The following is a 22,986-nucleotide window of genomic DNA, read 5'->3' as shown; positions in this document are numbered from 1 at the left end:
CCAATTGCATGAGAAACGATACGAACCCAACTCTTCAAGTAGTCGCGAAGAACGCAGCTCCTGATCGTGTATCTTCATTACAGAGTTTGCCTATAGACAAGAATGAGGTAGCACACCGCTGGCTATATGTTGTTGCACTGTTTATGGCATCACTCAATCTAAGACCTGTTGTTTCTTCCATTGCCCCTGTATTAGCCAATATTCAGCATGATCTTGGTTTAAGCGGAGCGGTATCCAGCTTACTCGTCTCGATTCCCGTATTCATAATGGGCATACTGGCTCCATTTTCGGTGAAAGTAAGTGAAAAGCTAGGTATTGAGCGAGTGATCGCCTTTTCCTTAATGTTGATCGGAGGCAGCTTAGTTTTACGCCTGTTTATCCATTCTATCTCCTTGTTATTTCTCACTACATTGTTATCTGGTGTTGGCATTGCGATGATGGGGCCTTTGCTATCTGGCTTTATTAAAAAGCATATGGCGGCTAGCGCACCCTCTATGATTGCAATCTATTCTATGGCACTAGCTCTGGGTGCAGCCCTTGGATCGAGTTTTACCGCACCTTTAAAGGAAGGGCTGCATTCATGGCAAATGTCATTAGCATTCTGGGGAATCCCAGTTATTCTGGCTGTGCCGCTATGGATGACGATACGAAGACAGCAGTCTTCCAGCTCGAAGCAGACCTCGCGTACTTCATATGGGAAAGCATTAACACTACCCTGGAGAAACAGAAAAGCATGGATACTCACGGTGCAATTCGGAATGCTCTCGCTTGTGTTTTATTCTATTTTAGGCTGGTTACCGCTGATGCTAATCGAAGCAGGTGCATCCAAGCTTCACGCCGGGCTAATGGTTACACTGTTCGCATGGATACAAATTCCAAGCAGTACGATTGTGCAGCAGCTTCTTAAAAGACAGCCTTCAAGACGAGTATGGCTTATGGTGTCTTCTATAATGCAGGCTACGGGGTTATTGCTGATGTTCTTTTCGACATCGTTATGGATTGCTGTATTCATTTGTGGGGTAGGGTCGGGAATGCTATTTTCTCTACTTAATCTGCTTCCAGTCGAAATGACATCCTCGTCTGAAGAAGCTAGCTCATGGACAGCGATGTCGCAGTACGTAGGCTTTCTGATTGGAGCAACCGGGCCATTGTTAATCGGCTATCTGCATGATCAATTGGGTCATTTTAATGAAGGCATATTTGTCATGACACTGATCTCTATAGGGATAGGCGTCCTATCTTTGACAGTGTTCAAGGAATAAATTATACAAGGTGAAGAGGGGGCTAGATCGAATGCTAACTAGAAAAGCGAATATGCAGGACTATCCACAATTAAGACAAATTTACTTAAATTCTCGTCGTGGCAGTTTTCATTGGGCGAATATAGAGGAAATGACACTTGATGATTTTGACCGGGATACAGTAGAAGAGGAAATCTTTGTTGCCGAGGAGAATGGTGATATTCTCGGATTTACTGCATTGTATGTTCCTAACCGATTCATTCATCATTTGTTTGTAGATCCTGCTCATGCCGGTAAAGGGGCTGGCGATCTGCTACTCAAACGCGCTGTGGACGAACTAGGAACACCAGTTACGTTAAAATGTGTCTCGGAAAATAAACACGCATTGAGCTTTTATAAGAAGCGCGGCTGGAAGGCGGTTATTGAAGAAGGAGAGCCTGGAGCGAAATATTGGGTGATGGTGTATGAATAGATTGTAAGAAATATCATCATTCAATGGGAATAAAAGGATTGAGACCGGATACACTGTTCATAGTGCACAAAAAAATTGTAGCTCATAAGCAACAGGAAATAAGACAGCATTCTATAATTGTAGAGAATGCTGTTTTTTTGCTTATTCATTTGGAAGTATTTTATACAATAATTCAAAAATGAAATAGTTATTGCTTTTCAATATTGTATGCGATATATTGCATACAATAACAATTGCAAAAAGGATGAATACGATGCCAATTCCCAAAGACTTTTCTTTGCCCGTTCGCATGTCCGCAAAGGAAAGGGCACTTTCTCAGATTCAGCGCTGGATTATCGATGGAACCTTACAGCCAGGTGAAAAGCTGATTGACGCAGAAATGGCTGAGTCGCTTGGAGTGAGTCGAACTCCTGTTCGCGAAGCGTTTCAACTCCTTGAGGTGCAAGGTCTTGTATCGATGCACCCTGGAAAAGAAACCAAAGTAACGAACATTGAGAAGAATGATATTTTTAAAATGTATTCAACGATGGCGGCTCTTCAAGCATTAGCAGCTGAAATCACCGCTTCCATTATTGTTCCAGAGCAAATTGAGAACTTAAGATCTATTAATTCAGAATTTGCGAATGCAATTAAAAATGGACAGGTGTATCAGGCAATGGAGGTGGACGAGCAATTTCATAATTACATTGTAGAGCTCTCCGATAATCCTTATGTAGCAACGTTCAATACCTCTCTACAGATTCATATCAGACGCTTCAAATATGTGTTTTTAAAACAACCGATGACAGCGACACTAGCTTCAATCGAGGAGCACGAGGCGATCATTAAGGCTTTTGAAAATAAAAATAGCGACGAAGCCCATACGCTGATGAAACAAAACATTATTCGTCCGATGCAGGAGCTATACGACATACTTTAAAATGAGGAGTGACACATATGGAAAATAAAAAGGATCTTCGTATTCGAAGCAAGGTAATCAGTGAAGGGGCTAACCGCGTGCCGAACCGAGCGATGCTGCGTGCCGTTGGTTTTCAGGATGAGGATTTTAAAAAGCCAATGATCGGAATAGCGAGTACATGGAGTGAGGTAACCCCTTGTAATATGCATATCAATGATCTAGCAGTTAAAGCCAAGCAGGGTGCACGTGATAATGGCGGTGCTCCATTGATCTTTAATACGATTACCGTTTCAGATGGAATCTCAATGGGTCATGGAGGAATGTTATTCTCCTTACCGAGTCGCGAAGCGATTGCAGATTCGATTGAAATTGTGACAGGAGCGGAGCGTTTTGACGGCGTGGTTGCGATCGGTGGCTGTGATAAGAATACGCCTGCCTGTCTGATGGCTATTGGGCGGATGAACATTCCTTCTGTATACGTATACGGAGGAACGATTCAACCGGGGAATCTTGATGGTAAAAAGGTGGACATTGTTTCCGCTTTTGAAGCCGTAGGTCAATATCAGGATGGGAAAATAACAGATGAGCAGCTGCATAAGGTCGAATGTAGCGTTTGCCCAGGTCCGGGTGCTTGTGGTGGTATGTATACCGCGAATACGATGGCAGCAGCTGCGGAAGCGATGGGCATGTGTTTACCGGGTTCTTCTTCCACATCAGCGATCTCAGCAGACAAAGCATTGGAATGTGAAGCTGCTGGTAAACAGGTCATTTCACTGCTTGAACAGGATATCTATCCAAGAGACATTATGACAAAGAAAGCATTTGAAAATGCGATCACTGTAGTTATGGCTCTAGGTGGATCAACGAATGCGTTTCTGCATTTGCTAGCTATTGCGCACTCGGTAGAAGTCGATTTGACGCTGGACGATTTTGAACGTATTCGCTTGCGTGTTCCTCATTTGGCGGATCTGAAGCCAAGTGGTCAATATGTTATGCAAGATTTGAATGATATTGGCGGTGTTTCAGGGGTAATGAAGCTACTGCTTGCTGAAGGATTGCTTCATGGAGATTGCCTTACAGTAACCGGCAAAACATTAGCCGAAAACCTAGCGGAAGCTGCGCCACTTCAACATGATCAAGAGATTATACGCCCGCTTAACAATCCGCTGAAGCCAGATGGACCACTGGTTGTACTTCGTGGAAATCTCGCTCCAGAAGGCGCGGTTGCCAAAATGTCAGGCATGAAGATCCAGAAGTTCTCTGGCCCGACCAAAGTGTACGATAGCGAAGAGGAAGCAACAGTAGCGATTACGAATGATGAAATTAAAGCAGGCGACGTTGTGGTCATCCGCTATTGCGGTCCAAAGGGTGGACCGGGTATGCCTGAGATGCTTTCCGTTACAGCACTCATCGTAGGCAAAGGACTCGGTGGGAAAGTGGCTCTGATTACAGACGGTCGATTCTCGGGTGGTTCGCATGGCTTTGTAGTCGGTCACGTATCACCTGAAGCGCAAGTAGGCGGGCCAATCGGTTTGCTACAAAATGGGGATATCATTACGATTAATAGTGATATCCAGGAGATACGGGTTGAGGTATCTGACGAAGAGTTAGCCGCTCGAGCAAAAGCCTGGGTGCAACCCCCGCTTAAAGTAAAATCCAGCGTACTCGGTAAGTACGCGAAATTAGTTTCCTCCGCTTCTAAAGGAGCAGTAACGGATTTGATCGACTAAGCCAGATACGATTCAGAAACCAGCGTTACATTTGAATTTGCACTTCTTCAACGTTTTCTACTTCTATTAAAATTCCTCAAAGACGTTCTGCTATGCGGGGCGTCTTTTTGCTATTTATCAAATGGGATACAAAGTAGAGCGCGCGATAGTAACCATATCCTCAAGCTCTTCACGGCTCGCACCATTGAATGAAGAAGTTTATTGATGACTTATGTCTATTTTTCTTCAGAACATATACTGGTTTTAGATGAGTAGGAAAGGTAGTTAAAGCGGCAGAAAAAGAAAACAGCCAATCTGTATGATCGGCTGCTTTCGTCTAACTCTAGATAGATTAGTTATTTGAAGTTCTCTACTACGATTTTACCTATCATACGACCTTCTTCCAATAATCCATGAGCTTTACGCAAATTAGCTGCATTAATAGGAGAGAGGATCTGCGCAACGGTAGTTCGCAAGCTTCCTTTATCAATCATGCGAGAAACTTCGTTTAATAGCTTATGCTGTTCAATCAAATCTGGTGTCTGGAATAAGGGTCTAGTAAACATAAGTTCCCACACAAAAGTAACGCTTTTATTTTTTAATAAGGTCAGATTAAGCGGTGCATCCGTCTCTACAATAGAGCAAATTTTACCCTGTGGAGCAATGGTTTCAGCCATATTCATCCAGTGAGTATCCGTACTATTTAGACAGAAAATATAATCTACAGTAGCTAAGCCTAATGCTTCGAGCTGAGGGAGAAACGCTTCATAATGATTGATTATGTGATCGGCTCCCATATTAGTAGCCCACTCAGCAGATTCCGGACGTGAAGCTGTACCAATGACAGTCAAACCAGCATGTTTGGCCAATTGTGTCGCAATCGAACCAACGCCACCTGCTGCTCCGATGATTAAAATAGTCTTACCTTCGTTATGCTCGGTATGAGGCGATACGCCTAACCGATCGAATAAGCCTTCCCATGCGGTTATTGCAGTTAATGGTAAAGCCGCTGCATGGGCAAATTCTAATGTTGCTGGCTTAAATCCGACGATTCGTTCATCAACGAGATGAAATTCACTATTTCCACCCGGACGGGCGATGCTGCCGGCATAGTATACTTCATCGCCTGGCTTGAACAGTGAAGCTTCTGGACCAGCTTGTTCCACGATACCTGCAACATCCCAGCCGAGAATCTTCGGCGTATTTTCAGTCTTATTTTTGGGAGCGCGGACTTTAACATCGACCGGATTAACAGAAATGGCTTTAACTCGGATTAGTAAATCCTTGCCCGTAGGTTCAGGTTTATCGATCAGAACATCGAGTAAGCTTTCAGGTTGATCAACAGGCAAATATTCCAGTAAGCCGATGGCTTTCATTTGTTGTTTTGACATCGTAATGTCCTCCTTGAATGTGGATTACTTATTGATTTCTGGTTGTAATATAACGTATATTAACTATCGTGAATAGTACGCACAATAGTGTGATCTAGTATCAATTTGTATACTATTGAAGAGGAGGATATATACATGCGAGACCGCAGATCGGGCTATGGCGAATGCCCAAATGAAGAAGGTTGTCCCGTCGAATATACGTTAGATGTGATTGGCGGCAAGTGGAAGGGAGTACTTCTATATCATATGATTGAAGGACCGATACGGTTTAATGAGTTTCGCAGAATATGTCCAACGATTACACAGAGAATGTTAACACTTCAGCTGCGAGAGCTTGAAGAAGATGGTATTGTAAATCGTGAAGTATATCCGCAAGTTCCTCCCAAAGTCGAATACTCGCTGTCCGAGTTTGGAAGCACATTAGTGCCAATCATTTTAGAAATGAAGACATGGGGAGAAAAACATAAAAAATTATCAAGCATTGCTGCTAGATAGATTTTTAAAGTGATAGCTATGAAAAATTCAGGGTTGATTGGATAACGTTTATAGTCGAAATTGAAAATGTAATTGATGACTTTCTAGATTCCATGGATATATAGATAGATTGAATAACTGAGAATATAATCTGCATCGTCAGCTAAATAGATAAAATAAATAAACTCTTGTAGCGATCATCGAGACACGCTATACAGAGTTTATTTTTATGATTGAGAATGATTTTGAAATCAAGGAAAGGAGATGAATTCAAAAGGAATTTATAAATAGATGTGTGATATAGATGGAAAGTATGTAGGATATATGAGTATTGAATAAGTTTATGTTGTATAAAGTGTGATATATACATATGTACAAAATACGAGTTTTGTGAATAAGTAATGGAATTTTAAGAATACACATTGTATCTCACATATATTTTCTCACTATCAACTTAGCTATGTTTTTCGAATGACATTAATTTATAATTTAATTCTTTTGGACTCACATCATTTCTAGGTGTGTAATAATTTTTTTTATAAAAACAAAAACTCTGCATTATAATTACGCCACAGAGTTTTTATTTTGTATTCAGTTATCATATCGTTTGTTTATAGCTGATAGTTTGCGTTGATTAAATCTTGAGATTCTCCATGTCTTGGATCTTCAATCATGACCCATTCCAGTCTTGATTTCCTCATATGTTCCTCTTATTTATGATTTGAGTGTATTCATCATTTCAAGATATAATGACTCATTTTATGCTATTCAAAAGAAGTCCTAGAAGCAGCCATTCGATTTAAAGCGTTCTCAAAATAGCGATATACTTCATTTGCAATGCCCAGAAACTCTTCAACAGGTACATCGCTATCCAAGTAACAAGCATACAGATACTCAACTAAGCCAGAATCAATCGCGCAATATTTTAATAGAGCATTTTTCATTTCCAACATATCGTCTTCCCATACACCTGTATCTTCTAAAATCAAAGAGTACAATGCACGAAGCAATCTTTTTGAATAGCCTTTAATATATCTGGTTGTCAGGGTGCGATCATCAGCATTGGACAATATACGCTGCACAATACGCTCTATTTCCTCCTTCGTCTCTCTGTTCAAGTCTACAATGAAATCTGGAGAAATTATGATCGGTGGTATCTTTTCTCCAATGTCGTCACCATATACGCAAACACAAATAATCTTCACCCAGAAGCCCCATTCATTCGGTTTACTTAATACCTCGTCCATCGAGCAAATGATTGTATCAATCTTAGTTACGAATGCGTATTCTGCCAACAGCTTGTCTTTGATAGCTGACAATCTTCCGTAATCAATGTCTTTAGGATTTGCACATATAATCGTAAAGTCTGCGTCTGACTTAAACGGTGTAGCCGTTCCTTTTGGAATCGAGCCGCACATATAAATGCTGTGAATCTTATCTTGGAATTCGGTAAGTATGTGATCGATGTACTTATCAACAAACTCCTTATATTCGCTTTGTATTTCAATTTTATTTATGACTTTTTCTAGTATCATAATGGTTCCTCCTGAGGCGAGATTTAGATAGTATGACATGCAAAACTCCTTATGCTATTCTTCTATCCGAGCTCTTGTATTATTCTTTCTGCATTAGATCTCAAATACTTAAAGTTACTATTTCGTGCTAACTTTAAATAGTGTTCAAGCTTCTTCGACTTTATTTGGTACAACACTTCTAGAGCTGCAATTCTTTGATATTCCAAATTCGTATTCCATGCCATTAGGGCTTTTTCTTCGGCATATTTGGATTTAATATATCCAAGAGCTAATAGTGCTCTTCTTCGGACATACTCATCACTATCAGCAGAAAACTTATAAATCAATTCTTCAGTTTCTGAGTAGGGGGCGTGTATTTTTGTAAGATAGTGCGCTAACTGCCATCTCACATCAACGTCCGAATAAAATAAACCTTCCTGTGCTAAAAAAAGAAAACTTATGGGCTTTTCACATAACTTATTGATTAGAATTGTACATTCATGATCTCGTGCAATACTATATAGCAAGTTATTGATTGTTTTTCGAGACCAATCTGTGTGTTCCGTAGTTTCTATTAATTCAGCAAATATAGTATTCAATATTGCCCAATTATAATATTCTGTTTCCCACTCATATTCATGTTTTTGAAATTTCGACCATTCCCAAAAATCGTTCACTACTACATCTAGTTTGGTATAGATGTCTTTAGAAGCATCGTGAATAATTCTATGCAGCTCCTTCATTGCGAAACACCTCGTAGAACAGATTTTCTGGGATTTCATTTAATACTTTTATATTCATCGACTCGCAAGGTGGTCTGCTAACTTCTGCTCGCTCGAAAGCCTATTGTACGCTATGGAACGTCAAGATTGCGGTGTGAGTAAATGCCTTTGAAGTGATGCTACTACCTTCTCCAATAAACAAATTACTATCTTTCATTTGAAAAGGTTTCAATGTATTCTTCTATAGGCATTATTAGACCATGATCATCATCAACATAGATGCCCCTAATGAAATTATCCTGACTCAATATTTTCTTCATGAGATCCTTAGACTTATAGATCATCATAATGAAATGAGGATTTTGAAAAGGAATCCTCTGTAGTTCTTCAAAGTCATAATCATTTATAATACTTTCAGAAAAATCGTAAAAGATATGTTCTTCTCCATAATCAACTACAAATCTATTATTCTCTATGCTTGAAATCGTATTTTCTCCAAAGTGTTTAATTCTATGTATTGAATCGATATTAAATGTTTCATCACCAATTAGGATTATCCATTGCACTAGATCCACCTTCTCATTACAGGATATTATTCATTGTATATAGTCATGGTCTTAACTAATGGTCCTTACACTGGTTTCAGCTAACGTTCCTGTATTCATAACCTGACACATGTCGAGTGTCCAACAGATGTCGAGCCACGGGCAATTGTTCGCAGCGTGAATATTGTCATGTGATGCTCTATGCCTTTTTAATTTATCCTACTTCATTAAACTCTCCAGCTTACACTGGAATGATCTTCAATCTCTTGTAACAAAAATTCCTCGAATGTATCAAATAACTTAACAGCTGAAGACGGGTTTTCCATTCCTTCGTACCAAAGAAATACAGGCGGATTCTCACCCATATGGACATCAAAAAATCTAATTTCATACCCTTGATGCATGGAGAAGACAAATGAAGTATTGGGTAAAGTAATGGGATTATTATTCTCTTCTAATAATTCTTTTGCCCATTCTTGGATTTCAATAAGATTAATATAATGTACAATTGTTCCTTGAAATAACCTGCCTGATCCATGCCCAGCCGCAAGCAAAAATTCTTTATACACTCCAGGTAGCTTAAAACCAACCCTATCCTCTAATTCAATTATCTCTTCTTGAGTACAACCAACGAGAGGTGTGTTAATTAGTTTGTTTTTCATTAACAGTATTTCGATATCCTCTTGTTTCATGCTTACACCTCTACATATTCATTTTAGAGTTTCACATCATGTTTCTGTATTCACGTCGAGTGTACGGCATATGCCAGCTCCAGGGCGCATGCCTATAGCATGAATAAATATTATGTTATGAAATGTTATTACCATCTTTAAAATCTCTCTCAAGTTGGTTCCCATGAAATGCTTTTATCATAAAGTCTCTGTCTGGGACCTTTAACTGCTCAAAGGACTCCAAAAATGATTTATTATCATATGTAGCTCCTATAAGTTGTATATTGATTGTTGCTTTTTGCAGTTCTACTACCGCGTATCTTGCAATCGCATGATCATTACAACCTAAAGCTCCAGGATTCAAATAAATTCTTTGAGCTGTCTTAAAGTAATGGATTGGATGATGATGACCAAAACAAACGAGATTGTAAGGTGAATCTTTATACTTTGCGTCTAATGCCAATCCTGATGGGCGCTCATCTATTACTTCTCTTTGTTCTTGATTCATATGATAGTGGGTTATTAATATTTTTTGCCCTTCTACTTCAATATCTAATGTTTGAGGGAGATCTTGTATAAATTCGATATTTTCTTTCTTTAGACTCTTACCTACCCACTTATGATGTTCAGCGATCATTTCATGACCCGGCAAAGTATGCTTCCCTTGCAGTAGTTTTAAAACCGCTTCTTCATGATTACCTGAAACCGCGGTTACATTCTTTCGGTGCATTATTTCTTCAAGCACTTCGTTAGAGTCAGGACCAATGCCAATCATATCACCCAGACAATATGTATGCTCGATGTCCCCATGGGAATCAATATCTGAGAACACTGCACTCAATGCCGGATAATTTCCATGAATATCAGTTAGAATTGCAATCTTCATTTAGGCTTCTCCTTCACTCATTTTTATTATACCCACAGTGTGAATATCATATTAGATGCAATCACCTTGAATTACTCACAAAATCCCTCATGCCCTCCCGTAATATACTAACTCCTTCTTCTACACTCTTCATATTCTCCTCATCATTCATATGATTCCTGGCATGTAATAAAACAGGTCTTAATGATTCTACTGAATTCCCAAATTCGTACATCCATTCATATCTAGGAACCATCCACAAATGAAAATGATGTGTTGTATCTTCATTATAAAAATAATAGACTTTATCAATTCCTAATCGTTTTCTTTGCTCACTTCGGATCTTATGAATTAACGAAATAAATTCTAATTGCTCTTCATCCGTTAATTCATCCATACAGTAAAAATGCCGTTTTGAAGCCAGTATAACTAACCCTTTGATAGGGTAAGCAATATCCTGATGGACATGAAAGTTGCTTGATTCAAAAATCACTCCACCTGTTGAAGAAATCAAGCCACTTGTCACTGCACAGCTTACACAATCAATCTCTAATGATCTTCCATCCGGCAATGTAATTAGTCTTGGCATTTTGCACCTCATTGTTTTGATTTGGATAAGAGTTGTTCTCTTAATTTCATCTAAAGTTGGAGTTCGAGCCTCTATACAATATCTCCGAGTTCTAAAAAGTTCCTTCGTTTTCCTCTTTATAAAAACATTGTCCACCCTTACATCCATATGTAATTTTAGTGCCAAAGTCTTCGTAATATACGACTTCAGTAAAATCAGAAGGTGTAGTTTCTGTAATTTTGTCTAACAAGGATTGGGCGGCTTCTCTTGCGTTTGCTTGGTTTTCCTTCTCATCATAACCATAACCAATTGCAGGTCCTGAAGAACCTTCATAAACAGTAAAGTACCACTTACTCGTTTCATCGCTAACTTCAATTAAATAAGAGTACGCAGCTTCAGCATTATCTGACTTATATGAAGGCTCACCAAACAAAGTAAGAAGTGATCCTCTAAACTTCGCACTTTCTTCACCATCCATAATACCGGTATCTAGAAATTTTGAGCTTCCTAGTTCTTTATCTTCGTCCATAATAGCCTTATACGAATACATTTTATTAATTTCCTCCTTCAAAGTACCATCGTTTATTACATCATTGTGTTCGGAGCTCCTTGGCGAATTATCCGAACAGCCGAATAAAAATACTACAATCAATAGAGTTATTAACTTGTACATGTTTGTCCTTTCTGGAAATGGTAATCCAATTATTCATACTAATAATAATCTTACTCTTGCTTGCCTACTTATATTATCATCATCTGGAAATTTTGGACAACGTATTCCTATGCAAAAAGAGCCTTAATATGGATGCCCACTTAAGACTCTAATTATTGCTGCATTGATCTTTACGTGTAAAATCTTTCTACACACTTCAAAGCATTTCTAAAGTGTACTTAGCTAAAACTAGCAACTACACAGGAGTAAACTCAATAAAAGTGATCACGTCGAAATCTTTTACTTACTAAGCTGGAAAACATGCGCTACTTCTAATCGTTGATTAACCTAATCCCCTCTAACCCTACGCCTTACGAAGCAACTGTCTCTCACCTATCTTACACAGCATATCCTTCGTCATCGCCTGCAAGTCATACCGCGGCTGAAATCCCCATTCCGTTCTCGCTGCTGTCGCATCAATCGAATGCGGCCAACTATCTGCAATCGCCTGTCTTTTCGGATCTACGTCATAATCAAGGACAAAGCCAGGAATCTCCGCTCGAATTGCCGCAGCGATCGCCTCTGGATCGACACTCATTGCCGTAACATTGAATGAATTTCGATGCGTCAATCGCGATGAATCCGCTTCCATTAATGTGATGATAGCGTCCAGCGCATCCGGCATATACATCATATCCATATTCGTGTCTCTAGCAATATATGAGGTGTATCGTCCGGCTGTTACCGCTGCATAGTAAATTTCGACAGCGTAATCGGTCGTTCCACCACCAGGAGGCGTCATATAGGAGATCAAGCCTGGGAAACGCAACCCTCTCGTGTCCAGGCCATATTTGTGAAAATAATAATCACATAGCAGCTCGCCCGATACCTTGTTCACCCCATACATCGTATTCGGTCGCTGGATCGTATCCTGTGGCGTATTATCCTTTGGAGTCGATGGGCCAAATGCTCCGATCGAGCTTGGCGTGAAAAATTGGCAACCTTGCTCTCTCGCTACCTCCAGTGCATTCATCAGTCCACCCATATTCAAGTTCCAGGCTAATAGCGGCTTCTCTTCTGCCGTAGCGGACAGCAATGCTGCCAGATGAATGATTGTATCTACCTCGTATTGCTTCGCAATCTCGAACATTGCCTTGGCGTTCGTTACATCTAACAGCTCAAATGGCCCGGATTGCGTAATTTCGTGAGCAGATGATCTGAGATCTGTAGCTACCACATGATCTGCACCATACACCTCACGCAGCTTCATCACTAATTCAGAACCGATTTGACCCAGTGCTCCAGTCACCAAAATTTTGTCCATAAGGCATTCCTCCCGAAATAGACTCTCGCGAATGCATTGAAATTAAATCAGCTTCATTTCCTTGCCCACCTTCTCATACACGGAGATGACCTGATCGAGCATGTCACTGGTATGTGCGGCGGTTGGCATGTTGCGTATGCGTCCCGTTCCCTTTGGAACCGTTGGAAATACGATTGCTTTAGCGTATACGCCTTCTTCATAGAGACGTTTGCTAAACTGTTGGGTGGTTAGTTCATCGCCAATGATACAAGGTGTGATCGGCGTTTCGCTTTGACCTATATTGTATCCAAGCTGACTCAAGCCATTTTTCAAGTACCGGCTATTGCTCCATAGCTTCTCGATCGGCTCATGATCCTGCATTAAAATATCAACCGCAGCGCTACAAGCAGCAATTGCGCCTGGAGGCGATGAGGTGGAGAACAGGAATGGACGACTACGCAGCTTCAGCCATTCGATCAGTTGCTTTTTACCTGCTACATAACCACCGACAACGCCGATCGCCTTGGAGAGTGTACCAATCTGAAAATCAATGCGGTCGGATAATCCAAAATGCTTCACTGTTCCTGCCCCTGCGCCGAGTACGCCTGAGCCGTGAGCATCGTCTACATAAGTGATCAGATCGAACTCTTCTGCAATGTCAGCGATTTCAGGTAATTTGGCGATATCACCATCCATGGAGAATACACCATCAGTGATCACCATGATTTTACGGTATTGACCGGATTCACGAGCATTCTTCGCCTGCTGTCTCAAATCATCCATATCCGAATGCTTGAAGCGAATGACCTTCGCCTTAGATAGCCGGCAGCCATCAATAATCGAAGCGTGATTCAGCTCATCGGATAAAATGGCATCCTGTCCATCCATCACCGCGGAGATCGCAGCCATATTACAATTAAAGCCCGATTGATATACAATCACAGCTTCTGTTTTTTTGAACTTTGCTAGCTTCTCTTCTAGCTCAATATGAAGATCCATCGTACCATTAATCGTTCTGACAGCTCCTGCGCCCGCGCCGTAAGTTTGCGTTGCTTGAATAGAGGCATCGATCAGACGCTGATCTGTTGCCAGACCCAGATAGTTATTAGAAGACAGATTGATTAGCGACTTTCCATCGATCCGAATAACGGGGCCATTAGCACCCTGTAACGTATCAATGACGTTGTATAGACCTTTATCCTTTAGCTCTTCAATGCTCGAGTGTAAAAATTGATCCAATGCTTGACTGGACATTGCATTCCCTCCTCGACAGCCATTTGTCCTCTTGTAAGAGACATTGTTTTTCCCTTGTAAACCACATTTTGAAAGGGCTTACTTTAATTTCAATGTATCATCTTTCTCATAGATTGTACACATCGGGAGGACATTCTATAAAAGAATTAGCAAAAAAAGTCACGGTTACCTCCGGTATTTCTGAAGGTAGCCGCGACTGTATATGCTTTAGACCGACAAAAGACTCCGTATCATCTCTAACGGCTTCATCGTATCCCCATAAGTATCATTTGTAATCGTAATATTCATGTCTAATGCTGGAATGATGCAGCAATACTGCCCTCCCATCCCCATTGCAAAATAGTAAGTACCGATAGATGGTGCTTCGGATACCCACCAGTGTCGCCCATAATGACCGAAAGAATCATAGGTCAAATGCTCCGGTATGGTTGTACGAGCAATCCACTCTTCACTTACTAGCTGTTTACCTGCCCATTTTCCTTTATGTAAGTACAAGCTACCGAACTTATGCAAATCCTGAACCGTCATATGAAGCCCGAATCCACCAATGTTAACGCCCTGCGGATCCTCATGCCAGGTAAAATCATCGAATCGCAGAGGAGAGAACAAATGCTGAATCGCATAATCGCGAGCACTTTGCCCGGTTGTTTTTTGGAGGATGGCAAGTAACAGCTGGCTACAGCCCGAATTGTAGTTTATCGCTAGCCCGGGCTCCATCGCTAAAGGGCGTTCAAGCACATAGTTTACCCAGTGCGGACTATGAATCATATGCGGCCAACCATTCCATTCGCCCAGCTCCGGCCAATCAAAGCCAGCTGTCATCGTTAACAAATGATCGATCGTGATCAGCTGCTTCCTCCCATCAGGGTCTTTAGATAACGATGGGAAGTACTCGACGATCGGCATGGTCAACTCTGAAATATGTCCTTTTTCGTAGGCGATTCCGATTAGACAGGAGGTTATACTCTTCGTGCATGAGTTGACTTTATGTTGCTTCTTCTCCATCTTTTTATTTTTAAAAAAGGAATAGACGATGTTTTTATCGATGCTAATCAAGCAGCTATGTATTTTTTCCTTGGCGAGTAGTTCGGATAATTGATCTTGATCCCATTTGAAAAGATGATGTATAGCGTGTTTCAAACTCTTCACTCCTTCATACGATAAGCTACCTTTTACGTTTGTGCTAACTTCTACCAAACACCGTGTGAGCGCATTACGCCATTATGTATTTCTTATATTTGCGAAGCATTCCGTTATATAGTCTCTTATCCTTTCCTTTCTATATTCTTTATAGCCTGCACATAAACTTAAAGAGAGCGCTCTCCTATCATACACCTTCTTTTAACGAAATCATTAGCGAAACTAACTAAGTCTTATTGTATTGTATTTCGTAGCTATAAAACAAATCATTTGATTTTAATGGTACGGATCCAACGAAGCTTTCACGGGTATTGGTACGACTACGATTATCAATAATCTATAAATGACCTAAGCTGCGTCTGCTCTACTTAAGCAGCCACGCAGCCTGGTGACTCTAATATGATTGTTACTATACGTCCGCAATCTTCCTACTCGTTCCTACAGCTATAGGTTTTCGCTGAAGGCGAATCAGTTAAACCCACCATTCACCCGAATCGTCTGCCCGGTAATCCAGCGCGCCTTATCACTCACAAGCAATTCGACTGCATTCGCAATATCCTCAGGCTCACCCAGACGACCAAAGGCATTCATTCGACGGAATGAATCGACGACTTCCTCTGATTTGCCATTTAAGAACAGGTCAGTCGCTACTTGCCCGGGTGCAATGCTGTTAATGGTGATTCCTTTGGGTCCAAATTCCTTCGCCAGCTGGCGAGTAAGCTGCTCGACTGCCCCCTTGGTTGCACCGTATAGACTATAGCCTGGTAGCATCGCACCAGATACGGAGGTGGAGAAGTTAATGATTGTACCGCCTTCCTTCATATGCAGCATCGCTTGCTGACAGGCAAAATATGTGCCTTTGACATTCAATGCCATATGCTGATCAAAGTCGTCCTCGGTTACTTGATCCAGCGGTAACGTCTTCATCATGCCTGCATTATTAACCAATACATCAATAGCACCATACAGCTCGAGCGTTTCGCTAAATAAACGCTCTACTTCACTTACCTTGCTCACATCTGCGTGAATAGCTGTCGCTTCACCGCCCGACTGCTGAATAAGCTCAACGACTTCTGCTGCCTTTTCACGGCTAGCGGCATAGTTCACGATTACCTTCATGCCAGCATCCGCTAATTGAATAGCGATCTGACGGCCAATGCCGCGAGATGCTCCGGTTACAATAGCTATTTTATTCGATGTTTTGTTCGTTTCCATATTGGTACACTCCTCGATCTCCCTGTATTCGATCTACGCGATCGTGATCGTCTGTATGTAGTATAGAGCGACTAGCATTCATAGGGTTAGATCAATTCCCCACATAACTTGCCTATTTTTGTTCGATGTTTTATGTTGGAATAAATGATTCATGATAGGAGGGCTGAGACGATGAAAGATACTGACGATCATCAGCGTCTGGAGTATGCGCTACATGAGCTTCGATCTATTCTAATCCGCCATACCCCTACGACTGGAACCCATGCAACCAATATCCCGTCTCTGTCCATCGTACGGGCAGAAGAAACATCGGAGCCACTGGTAAGCGTGTATAAGCCTTCCATCTGTGTCGTGGCTCAGGGAGCGAAGACAGCGATGATTGCGGAGCAAAGCTATCGCTATGATCCCTATTCATTTCTAATCACTTCTGTGGATCTTCCGATCGTTGGACGGATTAGTGAAGCGACTCCAGCTATCCCTTATCTAGGGCTCAAATTAAGCTTTGATACCGACGTGATTCTAGACGTTGTCCAGCTGATGGATCACTCTCTACTCGATAAGAATGCCAGGACGAATGAAACTGCGGCTGGCATTACGGTCAATTCTATGTCACCGTCGATTATGGATACCGTTGTACGTTTGCTCCAGCTACTGGATCAGCCTCAGGACATTCCGGTGCTGGCTCCGCTTATGATCCGCGAACTGGTGTACCGCATTTTACAAAGTGAGCATGGTCATGTTCTGTATCCATTTGCTGTAACAGATAGTTATTCCTCCCGCATTGCGAGGACGATACAGTTCATCAAGCAGCATTATAATGAACCACTGGAAATGGAGCAGCTTGCTCGTGATGTGCAGCTGAGCAGCTCTGCCTTCCATAAGCACTTTAAACGCATTACAACGATGAGCCCATTGCAGTATCAGAAAACGATTCGCCTTCAGGAGGCTCAGCGACTTATGCTCACCGAAGCGATTCCTGTTGGAGATGCGGCATTTATGGTTGGTTATGAAAGTCCATCGCAATTCAGTCGTGAATATGCTAGATTGTATGGCAAGCCACCAATGCAAAATATTCAGGATATGCGTAGCAGGCTGGCAGACAATAGAATTGTAGTAGAATGAAGATCGATGTAGAACGATAGACTTGAGATCATAAAAAAGCCATTTCCTTATTGGGAAACGGCTTTTTTTATAGAGATCTTAGCTAAGATGCAAAATCTCAATCTCGTCTGGATCATACGATTCGTCAGCATAGTTGGCACCCCAATTGCATAGCAGCTTAAAAATCGGCTCCAGCGATTGACCGAGCTCTGTGATGGAATATTCAACCTTTGGCGGCACCTGATTATACATTTTCCGATGGATCAGTCCGTCATTCTCCAGCTCACGCAGTGTTTGTACCAGCATTTTCTGTGAAATATTATGAACTAAACGTTTGAGTTCACCCGTACGTCTTGGCTTCTGAATGACATAGTACAAAATAAGCCCTTTCCACTTTCCGCCAATCACATCCAGCGTAATTTCCATTTCACAGTGGAATGTTCTCATACCTCTATTCAGCTCCTCGTATATCCATATTCTCTACCTGTGTAGTTCAATCTTCTATTACCCATGACGTTTACACAAAATTGTACGTTACATGCAGAGAATATGGCAAGTATACCGACTGGCTTCAATTCGCTCGTGACATCAGATTAGACCTGAGCCACTCCACCATCTACAAATAATTCAATACCGTTCACATAGCTACTTTCCTCAGACGCAAGGAACAGGACTGCATTAGCGATTTCGTCCATCTCGCCTACTCTACCTAAAGGAATATCCTGCTTCGACTGCTCCAAAAATGGATCGAGTGCCTCGCCAAATAGCTCTGTATAGGCTGGGGTAACTACCGAGCCGGGACTGACCACATTCATACGTAACTCGGTTCCCTTCATCTCAACAATCCAGGAGCGTACCAGCTGACGAATCGCAGCCTTGGAAGCACCATATACGCTAAATGCGGGTAATCCTGTTGAGCCCGCTGTAGAGCCAGTCAGGATGATTGAGCCTTTTTGATCGGGGAACAAGGGCAATGCCTTCTGCACGGTAAAGATCGTTCCTTTTACATTCACATCAAAGGTTGTAGCATATTGTTGCTCTGTAATATCGGGTAACGGGAGAAATGAGCCCAGTCCTGCATTGGCAAAGAGAATATCCAGATGCCCCTTCTCCTGTTTCACTGTGTCAAATAAACGATCCAGGTCGTCCAGCTTCGATATATCACCCTGCACGCCAGTTACGTTGCGACCGATCAATGCGACCGCCTCGTCTAGCTCGCGTTGTCTACGTCCGGTAATAAATACATAGGCTCCTTCACGTACGAATTGCTGTGCAGAAGCGAGTCCAATGCCGCTTGTTCCACCTGTGATAACCACTACTTTTCCATCAAATTTACCCATGTCATTCCACTCCTTCATATGATGCAGATTAGGATGGTTCCCAGTGAATAAGTGAATATGCAATCCAACTTTCGGGTCCATCTGTTTCCTATGAATGCAAGTATGGAGTAAATATTTCAGGAGGAATAGTACCCACTTTTTGGTGATATAGTCACCTGAAAGTAACAATTAAGACAGGGCAGGCATTTTGAATGGTACAATTTTTATTTTTAGTAGGATTAGAAAATAAACATAGATGATGAAGCTACTAAGTATCGCTTTGACGATAACGTATTTTATGACAAGCCGCGAATATACGTATCCAGATACGCGTTACTAAACTTTCCTTGCGGATCGTATTTCTGCACAAGCTTCAGGAAATCTGGCAGCTTCTCGAATTGCTGGTGGAGTTGTTCTGCTGGAACGGTGAACAGCTTGCCCCAGTGCGGACGCGCTTGAAATGGAGCGAGTGCCTGCTCCAGCAATGGTAATACCTGCTCTACCGCCGCCCAGTTATCCTTCCAGGTAAAGTGAAACGCAACAGAATCCTGCTTATAAAATGGACTCAGCCACAGCTCATCTGCGGCAATGGTACGCAGCTCACTTACGAACAAAATCGGTGCCAGCTGCTCTCGCAAAGCATATACGGCAAGACTCGCTTCATACACATGCTCGCGTGCCATTACATATTCACTTTGTAGCTCTTTGCCTGCACTTGGTGTAAATTCCATCCGAAAATGTGCCAGCCGCTCATGCCACATTCCTGCCTTGCCCAGCTGCTCTGTACAGTTCTGAGCATCCATGCCAGGTAATGGATGCAGCGGAGCGGTTGCAGGTGTGGCTCCATACCAATCTGCTCGTCCGGCATAGCTCTCTCCATCCTCTTCCCGGCTTTTCGTCCATACCTGATGAAAGCTGGGACGTTGCCAATCTGTAAATAAACTCACGCTATACGCGCTGGAAAAGATTGCTTTCGCATGCTGCTCCAGCTCACTAACAGGCAGATTCTCATACACAAATTGTCTAATCTGATAGGCAGGCACGACGCCGAGTGTAACCTTCGTGATCATCCCCAGTGCTCCAAGATGAATGACAACCCCTGCAAATTCCTCATCGCCAGCCTGGAATGTATGCAGCTCCCCATTCGCATCGATGAGCTCCAATGCTTGCACCGCTCCGGCAAGGCTTACATTATGACTGCCTGAGCCATGCGTCGATGTTGCGATCGCGCCAGCTACCGTAATATGAGGCAATGAAGCGAGGTTATGTAGAGCGTAACCGCTTTCAGCTAATTGTGCGCAAAGCTCTCCATAGGTGATCCCGCCCTCAACGGTTACCGTTTGCTGCTCTTGATTAAGCTCTAGGATACGATTCCAATGTCGGAGCGAAATAAATACGCCATCTGTATCTGTGATTGAATTGAAGGTATGACCGCTACCCGGTACTTTTACTTTCGTGTGTTGCTTCACGAGCTGCTGTAGCTGCTCTATACTTTCAGGGTAGATCAATTCAGTAGCACCGTATGTATAATTACCAGACCAATTTTGATAGCTCACTTTAAATCCTCCCTTAATCCAAAAATAGAATCACTTCTCTTCATTTCTATAATATAGCAAACTTGCTATGGATAAATCCAGCCGTAGACGATATGGCTCTTGTATATGGCATTACTCCTCTACATCCATCTATCTATACATCCCTCGCTGAGAGTGACTGTATTCATGTAAAGGTTATCTTGCACCTACCCTTAATAGAGTAAGCAGCATATTCGTATAAATTAATTTAGAATATTTTAACAAATAAAACATATTAATCTAGATAAAAACAAGCTATACTCTTTCTGCAACACCGTTCCTCCTACATTACCGGATAAGGGGTGATACATCGTCTTCGCTTGGTACGAGGGAGACCATCCATACAGATTCATGTTAGACGCAGCGGTATGCACTATGAATGTGTAGTGATCATCAGCCACTGCCTATATCCAACCAATGACAACATGATCTGCTTACATGTATCCAACTTATACGGGAGGTTTATTGATGAAAAAATGGATAATTGCGCTCTTCTCTGCTGCGCTGTTGATGGGGATGTCTAATGAAATGATCGCTGCTGCATCGTCGTCTACAGATGATGCAGCACAGACCCCGTCTGTATCGACTCCTTTGCCTGCTGGTGGAGCGAGTGCACTGCAAGCAAAGCCTGCTTCTGGAACAGAATATTATCACAGCGTGGTGTTCTCGGTTGATTTTATGGAAACGATCATGGCAGGAGACAGTGAGCCACGTGGACGCTTTTATCAGGCACTGCAACAAGCGATTGGCGCTCCCGTCATTTTCTACGATTTCTGGAATGACTATATCGTGATCAAAATTATCGATAAAAAGCTGACTCCGGCAGAAGCTGAAGCGATCAAAGACCAGATCAATAGCCTCGACTGGATCTATGACACATATGATATCCCTAGAGATCAGGAGTTCATTACAGACATTCACTGGTTTGATCGCTGGTCGTAAATGAATTAAGGGTTCGTTCATAAAGGTCGCTGTAACCAAATAGCAACAGCTGCTCATTGGGCATGCTGTTGCTATTTGGAGTTTAGAGCTTTATTTTTCAGATTAGTGTATACCAAGCTTATTCGGCCAGCTACCGTACCAGGCATAGCCAGCTCGTCTTTCCTGATTAATATCCTTTAGATTGTATTTCACAATGCCATCACGCCCAACAAAGATCGGTCGATTGGTCCGAATATCATAAAAACGTGCCCAGATCGGGCTGGCATAGGGGTCAGCTACGACATAGCTATCCTTACTATTGCGCTGATAGTCCATATGCTTGATTTCGACCGCTTTGAACCAGCTTTCAGCAGCTTGAATGGACTTCTGAATACGAGCATCCGCTGGTCTTGTTTTCAATAGCTGAACGATACCTACACTCTCACTCGCCGTAATCGAAGGCACTTCAAATGCACGTGCTCCGGCTGGTTTCAATGTCGTCGCATCATACTGCTGGCACCATGCGGTTAATTTGCCATTGGATACAATCTGTGTATTAAGGATACATTCTATTCCCTTATGCACGGCTTGTTTTGCCTGATGTGCCAGTCCGGTATCAATGAATTGAAAATCTCCCTTTTGACTGCCGACATCCTCTAAGAGTAACAGTACATTGGTCATTGCATTATCATTATAGGTGATTTCAGTATGGTAGCCAGAGCTATGATAGATCTGGGGAAAGCCGCCATTCGCATATTGCATATGAAGCAGAAATTGAATACCCTTAATCGCGGAATCGGCATAGGCTTGATTGTTGGTCATCGTATACTGGTGTGCTAGACGGCGAATCTCTGTATACGTTGCTTTATTATCGATCGAGGAATGTGCCCAATCACCATGATCCTCGGAATAAAATTTACGCCAGCCTCCATCAGGTTGCTGATTATCCAATATCGTTGCAAAGCTTGCTGTCGTACCAGAAGCATCCCCTTTCAATACACTTTTAGAAGGTGAGCTGGCTGAGCTGTATGACATAGCGTGGGTAGTCGCAACAAAGGATGAAGCATAGATTGAACCTAATAGCACGACAGACAAAGTATAGCGAAATGTAGCTTTTCCCATGAGACAGGCTCCTTTTTATGATTCATTATGTATCTATATTGTCATATTAAAAAGAAGTGAGGCAAATGATCTCATTAGTGTATAGCGATAAGCTATTACTGCATGATTGCTCATACTAAGTTGTGGCAAGGTGTTTTTAAATTTATGAAAAAATTAGTTTTGATCCATACAGTATAAACTGCCTTTACAAAAGACACGATCTACCAGACTTTCAACAGCTCGGATAATTAGGTATACTATTTATATCAAGGGATAACGAATTACATATTTCTTGGATTGAGGTTACAGCAATATACAGTGCAGCTTTTGCACGAT

The 22,986-nt window shown here is 41.9% G+C and carries 23 protein-coding genes; 7 read left to right on the top strand and 16 right to left on the bottom strand.

What is annotated here, in order from left to right; genetic code table 11:
* Positions 1 to 8: 8 nt before the first annotated feature.
* The 4 genes from IEX62_RS06780 (at position 9) to ilvD (ending at position 4,341) form a co-directional block, all read left to right on the top strand.
* Positions 9 to 1,262, top strand: a complete 1,254-nt coding sequence (locus tag IEX62_RS06780; RefSeq protein ID WP_188774685.1) for an MFS transporter — start codon at positions 9 to 11, stop codon at positions 1,260 to 1,262.
* 31 nt (positions 1,263 to 1,293) lie between these two features.
* The gene (locus IEX62_RS06775) at positions 1,294 to 1,713 is read left to right on the top strand and encodes a GNAT family N-acetyltransferase (protein ID WP_188774684.1); all 420 of its coding nucleotides are present in this window, start codon (positions 1,294 to 1,296) and stop codon (positions 1,711 to 1,713) included.
* A gap of 253 nt (positions 1,714 to 1,966) precedes the next feature.
* Positions 1,967 to 2,632: a GntR family transcriptional regulator gene (locus IEX62_RS06770; RefSeq protein WP_188774683.1), complete on the top strand. Its 666-nt coding sequence runs from the start codon at positions 1,967 to 1,969 to the stop codon at positions 2,630 to 2,632.
* 17 nt (positions 2,633 to 2,649) lie between these two features.
* Entirely contained in the window at positions 2,650 to 4,341 is a 1,692-nt protein-coding gene (ilvD, locus tag IEX62_RS06765; RefSeq protein ID WP_188774682.1) for a dihydroxy-acid dehydratase, read from the top strand.
* 335 nt (positions 4,342 to 4,676) lie between these two features.
* Here ilvD and IEX62_RS06760 read toward each other — a convergent pair whose 3' ends face one another.
* Positions 4,677 to 5,711 (bottom strand): zinc-binding alcohol dehydrogenase family protein, encoded by a 1,035-nt coding sequence (locus tag IEX62_RS06760; protein WP_188774681.1) that lies wholly within the window; start codon positions 5,709 to 5,711, stop codon positions 4,677 to 4,679.
* Between the two features lie 135 nt (positions 5,712 to 5,846).
* On the opposite strand from IEX62_RS06760, the gene IEX62_RS06755 reads away from it, so the two are divergent.
* The gene (locus IEX62_RS06755) at positions 5,847 to 6,206 is read left to right on the top strand and encodes a winged helix-turn-helix transcriptional regulator (protein WP_188774680.1); all 360 of its coding nucleotides are present in this window, start codon (positions 5,847 to 5,849) and stop codon (positions 6,204 to 6,206) included.
* A gap of 743 nt (positions 6,207 to 6,949) precedes the next feature.
* On the opposite strand, the gene IEX62_RS06750 is transcribed toward IEX62_RS06755, so the two are convergent.
* From IEX62_RS06750 to IEX62_RS06700, 11 genes are all read right to left on the bottom strand, one after another.
* Positions 6,950 to 7,720 (bottom strand): nucleotidyltransferase domain-containing protein, encoded by a 771-nt coding sequence (locus IEX62_RS06750; RefSeq protein WP_188774679.1) that lies wholly within the window; start codon positions 7,718 to 7,720, stop codon positions 6,950 to 6,952.
* A 62-nt stretch (positions 7,721 to 7,782) separates the two neighbouring features.
* The gene (locus IEX62_RS06745) at positions 7,783 to 8,442 is read right to left on the bottom strand and encodes a HEAT repeat domain-containing protein (protein ID WP_188774678.1); all 660 of its coding nucleotides are present in this window, start codon (positions 8,440 to 8,442) and stop codon (positions 7,783 to 7,785) included.
* A 185-nt stretch (positions 8,443 to 8,627) separates the two neighbouring features.
* Complete coding sequence (locus IEX62_RS06740) at positions 8,628 to 8,987, bottom strand: hypothetical protein (RefSeq protein ID WP_188774677.1); 360 nt, start codon at positions 8,985 to 8,987, stop codon at positions 8,628 to 8,630.
* A gap of 206 nt (positions 8,988 to 9,193) precedes the next feature.
* On the bottom strand, positions 9,194 to 9,658 hold the full coding sequence (locus IEX62_RS06735; RefSeq protein ID WP_229685660.1) for an SMI1/KNR4 family protein: 465 nt from the start codon (positions 9,656 to 9,658) through the stop codon (positions 9,194 to 9,196).
* Between the two features lie 115 nt (positions 9,659 to 9,773).
* Positions 9,774 to 10,523 (bottom strand): metallophosphoesterase family protein, encoded by a 750-nt coding sequence (locus IEX62_RS06730; RefSeq protein ID WP_188774676.1) that lies wholly within the window; start codon positions 10,521 to 10,523, stop codon positions 9,774 to 9,776.
* A 61-nt stretch (positions 10,524 to 10,584) separates the two neighbouring features.
* A complete protein-coding gene (locus tag IEX62_RS06725; protein WP_188774675.1) occupies positions 10,585 to 11,091 on the bottom strand; it encodes an HIT family protein in 507 nt (168 codons plus the stop codon).
* Between the two features lie 91 nt (positions 11,092 to 11,182).
* Positions 11,183 to 11,620: a hypothetical protein gene (locus tag IEX62_RS06720; protein ID WP_188774674.1), complete on the bottom strand. Its 438-nt coding sequence runs from the start codon at positions 11,618 to 11,620 to the stop codon at positions 11,183 to 11,185.
* Between the two features lie 466 nt (positions 11,621 to 12,086).
* Positions 12,087 to 13,046, bottom strand: a complete 960-nt coding sequence (locus tag IEX62_RS06715) for an NAD-dependent epimerase/dehydratase family protein (protein WP_188774673.1) — start codon at positions 13,044 to 13,046, stop codon at positions 12,087 to 12,089.
* A gap of 42 nt (positions 13,047 to 13,088) precedes the next feature.
* Positions 13,089 to 14,279: a glycine C-acetyltransferase gene (locus IEX62_RS06710; RefSeq protein ID WP_188774672.1), complete on the bottom strand. Its 1,191-nt coding sequence runs from the start codon at positions 14,277 to 14,279 to the stop codon at positions 13,089 to 13,091.
* A 207-nt stretch (positions 14,280 to 14,486) separates the two neighbouring features.
* On the bottom strand, positions 14,487 to 15,419 hold the full coding sequence (locus IEX62_RS06705; RefSeq protein ID WP_229685659.1) for a serine hydrolase domain-containing protein: 933 nt from the start codon (positions 15,417 to 15,419) through the stop codon (positions 14,487 to 14,489).
* Positions 15,420 to 15,887: 468 nt separating this feature from the next.
* Positions 15,888 to 16,634, bottom strand: coding sequence for a glucose 1-dehydrogenase (locus IEX62_RS06700; protein WP_188774671.1), 747 nt, complete (start codon positions 16,632 to 16,634; stop codon positions 15,888 to 15,890).
* 171 nt (positions 16,635 to 16,805) lie between these two features.
* Between IEX62_RS06700 and IEX62_RS06695 the strand changes: the two genes are divergently transcribed.
* Positions 16,806 to 17,756, top strand: a complete 951-nt coding sequence (locus IEX62_RS06695) for an AraC family transcriptional regulator (protein WP_188774670.1) — start codon at positions 16,806 to 16,808, stop codon at positions 17,754 to 17,756.
* A 78-nt stretch (positions 17,757 to 17,834) separates the two neighbouring features.
* On the opposite strand, the gene IEX62_RS06690 is transcribed toward IEX62_RS06695, so the two are convergent.
* The 3 genes from IEX62_RS06690 to IEX62_RS06680 all read right to left on the bottom strand — a co-directional run bounded on the left by IEX62_RS06690 (position 17,835) and on the right by IEX62_RS06680 (position 20,610).
* Complete coding sequence (locus tag IEX62_RS06690) at positions 17,835 to 18,182, bottom strand: winged helix-turn-helix transcriptional regulator (RefSeq protein ID WP_284446407.1); 348 nt, start codon at positions 18,180 to 18,182, stop codon at positions 17,835 to 17,837.
* Between the two features lie 146 nt (positions 18,183 to 18,328).
* Positions 18,329 to 19,075, bottom strand: a complete 747-nt coding sequence (locus tag IEX62_RS06685) for an SDR family NAD(P)-dependent oxidoreductase (RefSeq protein ID WP_188774669.1) — start codon at positions 19,073 to 19,075, stop codon at positions 18,329 to 18,331.
* A gap of 275 nt (positions 19,076 to 19,350) precedes the next feature.
* Positions 19,351 to 20,610, bottom strand: coding sequence for an FAD-binding protein (locus IEX62_RS06680; protein ID WP_188774668.1), 1,260 nt, complete (start codon positions 20,608 to 20,610; stop codon positions 19,351 to 19,353).
* A 486-nt stretch (positions 20,611 to 21,096) separates the two neighbouring features.
* On the opposite strand from IEX62_RS06680, the gene IEX62_RS06675 reads away from it, so the two are divergent.
* Positions 21,097 to 21,570 carry a hypothetical protein gene (locus IEX62_RS06675; RefSeq protein WP_188774667.1) on the top strand — a complete coding sequence of 158 codons (474 nt, stop codon included), beginning with the start codon at positions 21,097 to 21,099 and terminating at the stop codon, positions 21,568 to 21,570.
* 102 nt (positions 21,571 to 21,672) lie between these two features.
* Here IEX62_RS06675 and pelA read toward each other — a convergent pair whose 3' ends face one another.
* Positions 21,673 to 22,671, bottom strand: coding sequence for a pectate lyase (gene pelA / locus IEX62_RS06670; protein WP_229685658.1), 999 nt, complete (start codon positions 22,669 to 22,671; stop codon positions 21,673 to 21,675).
* Positions 22,672 to 22,986 lie beyond the last annotated feature (315 nt).

The sequence above is a fragment of the Paenibacillus hunanensis genome, assembly GCF_014645615.1.
Lineage (GTDB): Bacteria > Bacillota > Bacilli > Paenibacillales > Paenibacillaceae > Saccharibacillus > Saccharibacillus hunanensis.
Note: the sequence above shows the minus strand (reverse complement) of the source record. Positions and strands in the feature narration are given on the sequence as shown.